The 9,057-nt window shown below is 44.6% G+C and carries 5 protein-coding genes; all 5 read right to left on the bottom strand.

Features of this window, described 5'->3' with window-relative positions; all coding sequences use genetic code 11:
- Positions 1-382: 382 nt before the first annotated feature.
- Positions 383-2,038 carry an extracellular solute-binding protein gene (locus NV381_RS35225; protein ID WP_258217941.1) on the bottom strand — a complete coding sequence of 552 codons (1,656 nt, stop codon included), beginning with the start codon at positions 2,036-2,038 and terminating at the stop codon, positions 383-385.
- Between the two features lie 55 nt (positions 2,039-2,093).
- A complete protein-coding gene (locus tag NV381_RS35220) occupies positions 2,094-2,972 on the bottom strand; it encodes a carbohydrate ABC transporter permease (protein WP_258217940.1) in 879 nt (292 codons plus the stop codon).
- 12 nt (positions 2,973-2,984) lie between these two features.
- Entirely contained in the window at positions 2,985-3,953 is a 969-nt protein-coding gene (locus tag NV381_RS35215; RefSeq protein ID WP_419182331.1) for an ABC transporter permease, read from the bottom strand.
- Positions 3,954-4,082: 129 nt separating this feature from the next.
- A complete protein-coding gene (locus NV381_RS35210; RefSeq protein WP_258217939.1) occupies positions 4,083-6,398 on the bottom strand; it encodes a helix-turn-helix domain-containing protein in 2,316 nt (771 codons plus the stop codon).
- A gap of 97 nt (positions 6,399-6,495) precedes the next feature.
- The gene (locus tag NV381_RS35205; protein ID WP_258217938.1) at positions 6,496-8,799 is read right to left on the bottom strand and encodes a glycoside hydrolase family 95 protein; all 2,304 of its coding nucleotides are present in this window, start codon (positions 8,797-8,799) and stop codon (positions 6,496-6,498) included.
- Between the last annotated feature and the right edge of the window lie 258 nt (positions 8,800-9,057).

Here is a 9,057-nt window from a genome sequence, read left to right as displayed (position 1 = left end):
TGACCGATAGGTTAGGCGCAGCAAAGAAAGAGGTAGCAGAAGGCAGTAAAGTAGAACTGTAAGAGGGAACGGGTGTGGGATGGAGGAGCGATAGCGTCCGCCTTTGAAGCTTGTGTTCCTCCCGCTGTAAGCCTTCCATTCAAAGGAACACGACTTCAACAGCGGCCGGAATCCCATACCCGATTCCCTCCCAACACACAAACGTAGATTGTACACCAAGGACGCCGCAAGGCGTTTTTCTTATAATAACAGACTTTATAAGTTTTCAGCGGAGCGGAACAAGTCTGTTATTGCAAGAAATGCTACCTCTAGAGACACGAATGTATCTTCAACGAGAGGGCTTCGAATAGAAGCTTTTCTACTACAGCTCTAGCTGTGAAGCTTACTTTCTTGCATTGAAGCGATCGAAGGCAGCCTGATAAATCTTGTTGGCATCATCTATGCCCATACTCTTCAGCCTTTTTTGGAATTCATCAATTTTGCTTACCGGATCGGCGCCCATAATAATTCTAAGAACGGTTTCTTGCTTATACGTATTGATATCGCTCATAATCGAGCCCAGCTTGGAGCTCTCATCCGTCGTTAAGCTAAGCGATGTTGTCGTATTCAAGGAAGTATCCGCGCTCGCGAAGGTTTTAATAGAGTCCTGCTGCTCCGGGAACGGCAAAGATATTTGACTCCAAGCGTCGTATTCCATCACTTTTGTATGTCCAAATACAGGTGTCGCGTAGCGGTAAATGGCTTGCTGAGGTGATTTGCCGTCTTTACTTTTCATAATATCTTCTGAATAGGATTTCTTGCCATCTTTAACCACATAGCTTTTGCCTTCCACACCCCAGTTCAGAAGCGCCTGACCTTCATCTGAGTACATGTAGTCAATGAGCCTAACGATTTCTTTAGGGTATTTGGAGCTCTTGGTAATAATAGCCGAAAGGCCAACCTTTTGAATAGTGGATGCCGAATAGTTATAAGCTTTGCCGCCTGGGCCAATTGGAGGCTTAACCCCGATTAATGAAAAGTTTGGATTTTTGGTTCTGGCGGCTGTGGTCGTGTTGCCGATGATAGATCCGAGCGAGCCATAAGTGGTACCGACCAATTCATTCTGCAGCTTTGTTGTTAAACCCTTAGCATCCGTAGAAGCGAATTCGGAATCGATCAGTCCTTCTTTGTACCAGGAAGCCATTGTTGTCAAGAAATCCTTGTATTGTGGCTGCATAGGCCCGTAAAGCAGCTTTCCGCTGGCAGGGTCTTTATAAAATCCATCCAAAATCCCCCAAGCAGCGGTGAATTCGGACATTCCGCTTCCGACACCCCCAAGCGCTGTGCCACTTGGACTTTTGGCAATGCTATAAGGGATCTCATCGGCTTTACCATTGCCGTTAGGATCTTTTTCTTTAAACGCTTTTAATACAGTGTGCCATTCGTCAATCGTAGTAGGCGGTTTCAAACCAAGCTTATCGAGCCAGTCCTTGCGGGTAATCAGACCGTTATAGCTTGTTCTCATCGGATCGGGATCCAATTGGAAGAAAGCTGGGTACGTTCCATCATCCAGGGTAACGAACTTTTTTAAATCCGGGTATTTATCGATCGTTTTTTTGTAGTTAACGGCATACTTGTCCATGTAATCGTTCAGCTTGATCGCGATACCATCATTAATTAGTCCTGTTAAGCCTCTAGGAACCGTTCCCCAATCCCAGAATACAACATCCGGATAATCGCCTGAAGCCAGCATAACATTCAATGCATCGGGAGTATTGGGTGGATGCACAAATTCAATATGAATTCCCGTCTTTTTTTCCAGCTCTTTAAACGCTTCCATTTCTCCCATGCTTTTCAATTCAGTTTCCACGTAATTTCGTTGATACCATTTGATTGTGATCGGTTTTTGCGTGATAGGCATCGTTAAGGTTTCAGGAGCGCCCTTATCCGGTGCCGCAGGTGTATTGGCTGCTTCTTTGCCGCTGCTGGAGCAGCCGGCCAGTGCACCACCTAGTAGAACGGAAGCCAATAGCGAGCTAACTAATTTATTTACTTTCATGAAAATTTCCCCCTACACTTTTTAGTTTATATACCCGAAAGGAAGTAACTATGGCTTAACCTTTGATGGCGCCGATCATAACGCCTTTGGCAAAATACTTTTGCAGAAATGGATACACCAGCAGCACCGGGATAGTTGCAACCATAATGGTCGTATATTTGATGACCTCGCTCATGTCCTGACCTTTTTGGTCAACTCCAAGGGATACCATCATGTCATCGGTGCTGTTGCCGATCAATATATTTCGGAGAACAAGCTGCAAAGGAAATAGCTCCGACTTATTCAAGTAAATAGATGCATTAAACCATGCATTCCAGTGTCCAACGCCGTAGTACAATATCATTACTGAAATAACCGGCATGGATAGCGGGATAATAATTTTGAGTAAAATAACCCAATCTCCAGCACCGTCAAGCTTCGCAGATTCCTCCAGGCTCTCCGGGATCGATTGAAAATAAGTTCTCATAATAATGAGATTCATCGTACTGATCAAGCCCGGTAAAACAATGGCGCCCATTGTATTTAAAAGTCCCAAGCCCTTTATCATAAGATAGGTTGGAATCAAGCCCCCGCTAAAAAACATCGTAAATACGACGAACATCATAACATGGTTTCGCAGCATAACTCCTCTGCGGGAAAGCGCATACGCCATTAATGACGTCACAATGATATTTAGCGTAGTTCCTACCACTACATAGATTAGAGTGTTCTTGTAGCCGGTTAGGATCAAATTATTGCTGAGCACAAGCTTGTACGCTTCCCATTGGAAGCCGCGTGGAAACAACAGTAAACCGCTGTGGCCCGCAAGCTCTGAAGGGCTGCTGATGGAAGCGAAAGCTACGTGCAAAAAGGGATATAATGTGGCAATGGTCAGTAAACCTAAAAGGATGACATTCGTTGTATCAAAAAGAGTCTCGCCTATATTTCGTTTCACATGTTTCACTCCTTACCATAAGCTCGAATCCGAATATTTCCGGCTTAATTTATTGGCCCCAATCAGCAGGATAAAATTAATGAGGGAGTTGAATAACCCGATAGCTGCACTGTAGCTGTAATTGGCATCAACTATCCCTTTTCGAAAAACAAAGGAAGATATGACATCAGCTGTTGCGTAAGTGGAAGGGTTATACAGCAGGATGACCTTCTCGAATCCCACATCCATCATATGGCCGATTCTCAGTATGAGCAAAATGATAATGGTCGGCATAATACCCGGCAGCGTAACGCTTAGCATCTGCCTGAAGCGGCCAGCACCATCAATATTCGCTGCATCGTACTGCTCCTGGTCAATTCCTGACAAGGCCGCTAAATAAATAATCGAACCCCACCCGATCTCCTGCCAAATGCCGGAGCTGACAAAAATCGTACGAAACAGATCTTCATTCATCAGCAAATTTGCCCGGGTACCGCCAAACCATTCGATGATATCGTTGATCAATCCGTTTTTGGAAGTGAAATCGACAATCAAACCGGATATAACCATTACAGATACGAAGTGAGGTAAATAAGTTAACGTTTGAACCGTTCTTTTAAACCACAGCTTCCGTACCTCATTCAATAACAAAGCCAAAATGATCGGTGCGGGGAAACCAAATAATAAGGAATAGAAATTAATTAATAGGGTGTTTTTAATGATTCGCAAAAAATAATAGCTGTTGAAAAAGTCTTGAAAATGTTTGAAGCCTATCCAGGCGCTTCCCCATATGCCGGCCACCGGTGTGAAGTTTTTAAATGCAATCGTAGCACCATACATGGGAATATAATGAAATACGATATAATACACAATCCCGGGAAGCATCATCAGATAAATGTATTTATTCTTCAGAAGATCCTTGCCGAGTACTTGAAGCTTGGTGGGCTCAGCACGCCGCTGTTTGAATACTTCCGTGGTTGCTTCCTTGCGGGTTGCCTCCATAACCTCTACCTCCATTCCTTATCTATCGCTGCATGAGGCTTATCATAAAGAAATCGCAGGATTCGGTAAAGAAACAATACTTCCAGGCATTGATTATATTTGCGGAAAGCGATTATATTATTTTCATTATCATTTCTTATGGTCCGTTGAAGTGTTTTTTTCCCTGTATTCACCGGGTGTCATGCCGACGTACTTCTTAAAATTCCTAATTAATACTACGTTATTGGAATAGCCTACTAGGGCTGCGATTTCTTGGAGGGATATCGATTGCTCCACTAAAATCTTTTTGGCGGCTTCAACTCTTAGCTTGTTTACATAATTCAGAAAGTTTTCTCCGCTCTGTTCTTTGAAAAATCCGGATAAATACGTGGAACTCAGGTTGAAAACACCTGCTACTTTCGTCAGGCTGAGATCGGGATCGGTATAATTTTCCTGTAAATAAGAGGTGATACGATCCTCCAGATGGTGGCTGTGCTTCTTTTTATCCTCCTGGATGTGCTCGCAAATTTGCTCGTAAATCCATAAAAGTGTTCCCTGCATCTCTTGGATGGTACGACTGGAAATAAGCAGCTCGTAGGGCTGCGGACCGCCCGCAAAAATCTTTTCGTAGTCCATAACCGAAGAGTTGAGTACCTTTATGGATGTTCCCATCATATCGAAGAAAAGACAGCGGGCCATTTCCAAAGGCAATTGACCGGATATAAAATTCATTTCATAAACATCATTCATGATTTCACGAACTTTTTTAAGATCACCGTGTTTAATACTGCTTATGAGCAGCTCCTCCGTCTGGATCGGGTATACATAGGTTTGCGCTTTATGCAGGGCTTTAATTTCATCAAAGGTTATGATGCTGCTATATCCTCTAATGATTTGATATTCCATCGCGCGGAAAGCCTCCAGATAGGAGTGATAAATGCCTTCCAGCTCATCATGTATGCCGCCGATACTAATCGTAATCGTGTTATTAAACTTCGCTCGAATAAATTCCAATGCTTTTACAGCGACATCATGTAAATTTTGGCGGTCGGCTTCGCTCTCATCAGCCAAGTTGATCAACAGCGCCACGCGGTCGACATCCAAGTCTACGGCATAGGAGGGCCCCACTTCTCTACCCAAATGTTCGAGCACATTGCTGATTACAAATTTGGATAAGTTTCGTTCCTTAAGCTTACTTTCGTGGTATTGATCCACATGCACAACAATGACGCTGAAATAAGGCGCGTTAAATTGTATGCCGATATCTTCGAAGGAGTTTTCCTCGACTGAAATGCTGCCCTTCATTAAGGTTAAAAGCATGTTGGAGCGCATGACAGGCATTTGCCTTTGCATAGCTTGCAGGAAGTTTTCTTTTTCCTTAAAAGCGGTGTCGGCAACCCATTCAATTTGCTGAAGCTCGTTAGCTGCATCGGTAGGTGCTGATCTCATTTTTGCCAGGAACCCGTCAGCCAATTTTTTGATCGGCCTGTACTTTCCTTTGGCGAGGATAAATGCCAGGACAATTCCAGCGGTAATTAAACCAATCGTAACTAAGATGACCAGATCGGTAATTCGTTTTAGATCATTTTTTAAAAATTCAACAGATGTGATCGATACATATTGCCTGTCACGGTAGGATGAGTGAATACTGGATACAAGAAAAGACTGGTTGTTCACGTGAATACGAGAGCTTTGATGGTTGACCAACTGTTCGTTAGACATGGCGGATAACAGAGAATGATCCCCGAGTCCAAATATAGTGCTGCCGGAACGATCCAGAACATAGAGGTTACCTAACGCTGAGGGTCCGTCCGAGAGAAGTGCTTCCACTTTCTTGGCATCAATGGTTACTACGATAGTTGCCACCGGCTGCTTGATGGACCCTTGATATACGGATTGCAGCAGACAGATGACTTGGTTAGGATCAGATGCATCGCTTAATGTGACTTGAGCTGCTCGATATTCCAGGTTGTGATTTTGATTGATTGAATATTTCCAGTCATCGAAGCCCCAGTCCGCATACCGATAAACATATTTATAGAAGTCAGGAACCGTCGATTTAGCGGTTTCCGTTATTACGGAGCCTGATTTTGGAAAATATATATAAATGCCATGAATAAAGCTGTTAGTTTTCTTATAGCTGGCTAAGCTTTCGATCAACTTGCTCATATTGTATTTATCAACCGCATCCATATTTTCCGATACATTAATAAATCGCTGAACCTGAGTATCCAATGAAAGATTGATCGTCATTTCCTCAATACTTTGCAGACGGTCGTCCAAAACCCGTTGGGATTGTTTGAGTAAGGATAAGTTGTACATTTCGGTTTCTTTATTGATCAAATTGGAATATTGAAAATAACTGAAGGTTTCAATTAACAGCGGAATAATGAGCATGAGCAAATAGGAAAATAAAATACTTGAATACATGGTACGGCGATTAAACCATTTTTTTAATATGTTCATCTCTAACTACCTCGCTTGCTGGTTTACTTGATTAAAATCTTAAAGACCAACCCCTTTTATGATTCAGGAGTTGGTCTTACTTATGAATTAAAACAATTTATGCAACCAATCGAATTTCATATATGGCGTTTGGAACGGTCATAAACTCATACTTTCCGGATGGCAGCTTCTTCACAGTAACAGGCTGTCCTTCACAGGTAATATGAATGTCGACCGGCGTCTGAATCGTGCAGAGTCCGCCTGCAAGAGACTGGATCTCCGCAAGCTCCAGCTGACCATCCTGCCAGCGAAGCGCAACTTCGTATCCGCCGCGTGCCCGTAGTCCGCGGACATACCCATTAGTCCAGGAGGTTGGCACCGCTGGAAGCAAGCGCAAGGCTCCTTCGTGGGATTGAAGCAGCATTTCCGCGATACCCGCAGTTGCGCCCAAGTTGCCGTCTATTTGGAAAATAAGCGGCGGATGAAGATCGAGCATGTTGTCTGCCGTACTGACACGAAGCAGCTTGGTGATCATTTCATTGGCGCGGTCGCCTTCTCCGAATCGTGCCCACAAGCTGATAATCCAGGCGAGACTCCAGCCCGTACCGCCGCCGCCATACTCTAGCCGGCGTTCTAATGCTGCTCTTGCCGCATCGGACCATTTCTCCTCGCGCAGCAGCTGGTGGTCCGGATAAATCCCGAACAGATGAGAGAGATGGCGATGCCCGGGGTCGACCTCCTCATAGTCTTCGTCCCATTCCTGAAGCTGTCCATATTGCCCAATCTTCGGTTCGGGCAATCGGCTGCCGGCCTCTTTCCATTCGTTTCGCAGCTGCTCATCTATTTGCAGTATAGCGGAAGCTTCTATGCACCGTTCAAAAAGTCCTTTGGCAATCTGGACATCCATCGCCGGATCCATGCAAATTCGACCTGTTTGCCCATTCGGAAGCCGGTAACTATTTTCGGGAGAAACCGAGGGCCCGATATGTAGATTCCCTTGTTCATCCTTAATCATAAAGTCCAGAATAAATAGGGCGGCTTCCTTCATTAAAGGATAGGCACGGGCTGCGAGAAACTCCTTGTCCAGGCTATATGTATAATGCTCCCATAAATGATAGCACAACCAAGCCGCTCCCATCTGCCATAATCCAGCCCGTGCAAAGTCGGTCGGTGCAGTATCTCCCCAAAGATCCGTATTGTGATGACACATAAAGCCTCGGGAATTGTACTGTACCCGCGCTGTTTCACAGCCGTTAGGCAGCATGGCATCCAAATGATCGAATAAAGGGAAATGCAGTTCCGAGAGGTTGCAAACCTCCGCAGGCCAGTAATTCATTTGAATATTAATATTAATTGTATATTTCGAATCCCAGGAAGGGACGTAGCTGTCATTCCAGATTCCTTGCAGGTTGGCTGGTATTGTGCCCGGGCGGCTGCTTGCAATGAGCAGATAACGTCCATAGTGGAAAAAGAGCGTCACCAGCCCAAGATCCTCTCCACCGTTTCTGACAAAATCGAGACGGTCATCTGTCGCAAGATTATGTAAATCGCCACTTTTACCGGAAATCGACAGCTCCATTCGGTCAAACCATTGGCGATGCTCTGCAATATGTCGCTCACGCAGTCGGTTAAATGACAGGCTGGCGGCATTTTGCAACTCCTCCAAGCAGTGATTCCGATACTCTTTATGCCGGTAGTCGGTAGCGACTGTCAAAATGAAAGTGACGGAATCGGCATCCTCTACGTAGATATGGTCTCCGAGCGTCCTGCTGCTTCCTCCTTCATGAACAGCTTTCAATTTTACGTGAAACCGCGTTCCCCATATTCCGCATTGTCCGTCCATGGAAACAGAATCCGTGCTTTCAATTTCCGTGAGCGCATCGAATTTACGGAACAAATTAGCGCCAACACGAATTTGATTCGGCTGATCGGCCGTTAATCTCACGATCAATGCCTGATCGGCAGCGCTGGCAAATACCTCTCTTGTATACACAATAGTGCCAATGCGGTAGCTCACTTTGACAATACCGGTTTCCAAATCCAGCTCACGGTAGTAGTCTGACGCTTCACTCTCGCTATGTCCAGGGAGGACCAGATTAAGCTCCCCCAACGTTTGATAAGGAGGCTGTCTTCGTGACACGCCCATCATGCCCATATCGGCCAAATCATGAGCTTCCTCAAGCTTTCCTTCTATTAGAAGTCTCCGGATTTTTTCGGCTGTGTGCTGAGAATCCGGATTGTTGCGATTTTTTGGACCTCGTGCCCAAACGGAGTCCTCATTGAGTTGGATAACTTCACGGTTGATTTCACCATGGACCATTGCGCCGATCCGCCCGTTGCCAAGCGGCAGCGCCTGGAGCCAGCGTTTTGCCGGATTGCGATAATACAGCTTGGTCTCTTGATTGTATTGGCTTGAACTCATATTGAATCCCCCTCAATTATGTATAATAGTATGCAAAAATAAACATTTGCGCCAGTCATTCATTCCCATCCATCTGCAATACCTGTTAGTGTATAGAGTTTTACGCCATAGAACAATAAACGATATACGTCTAGATTTATACAAAACTAATATGTTTAGTGATGATGGAGAAAACATTTTTAATCAGTAGGATAAATTGATGCTACAAAGAAAAATGATTGCCTTGCGTAATGGACTGGAATAAGATTACATCGATGA

Source organism: Paenibacillus radicis (ex Xue et al. 2023) (assembly GCF_024722015.1).
Lineage (GTDB): Bacteria > Bacillota > Bacilli > Paenibacillales > NBRC-103111 > Paenibacillus_S.
Note: the sequence above shows the minus strand (reverse complement) of the source record. Positions and strands in the feature narration are given on the sequence as shown.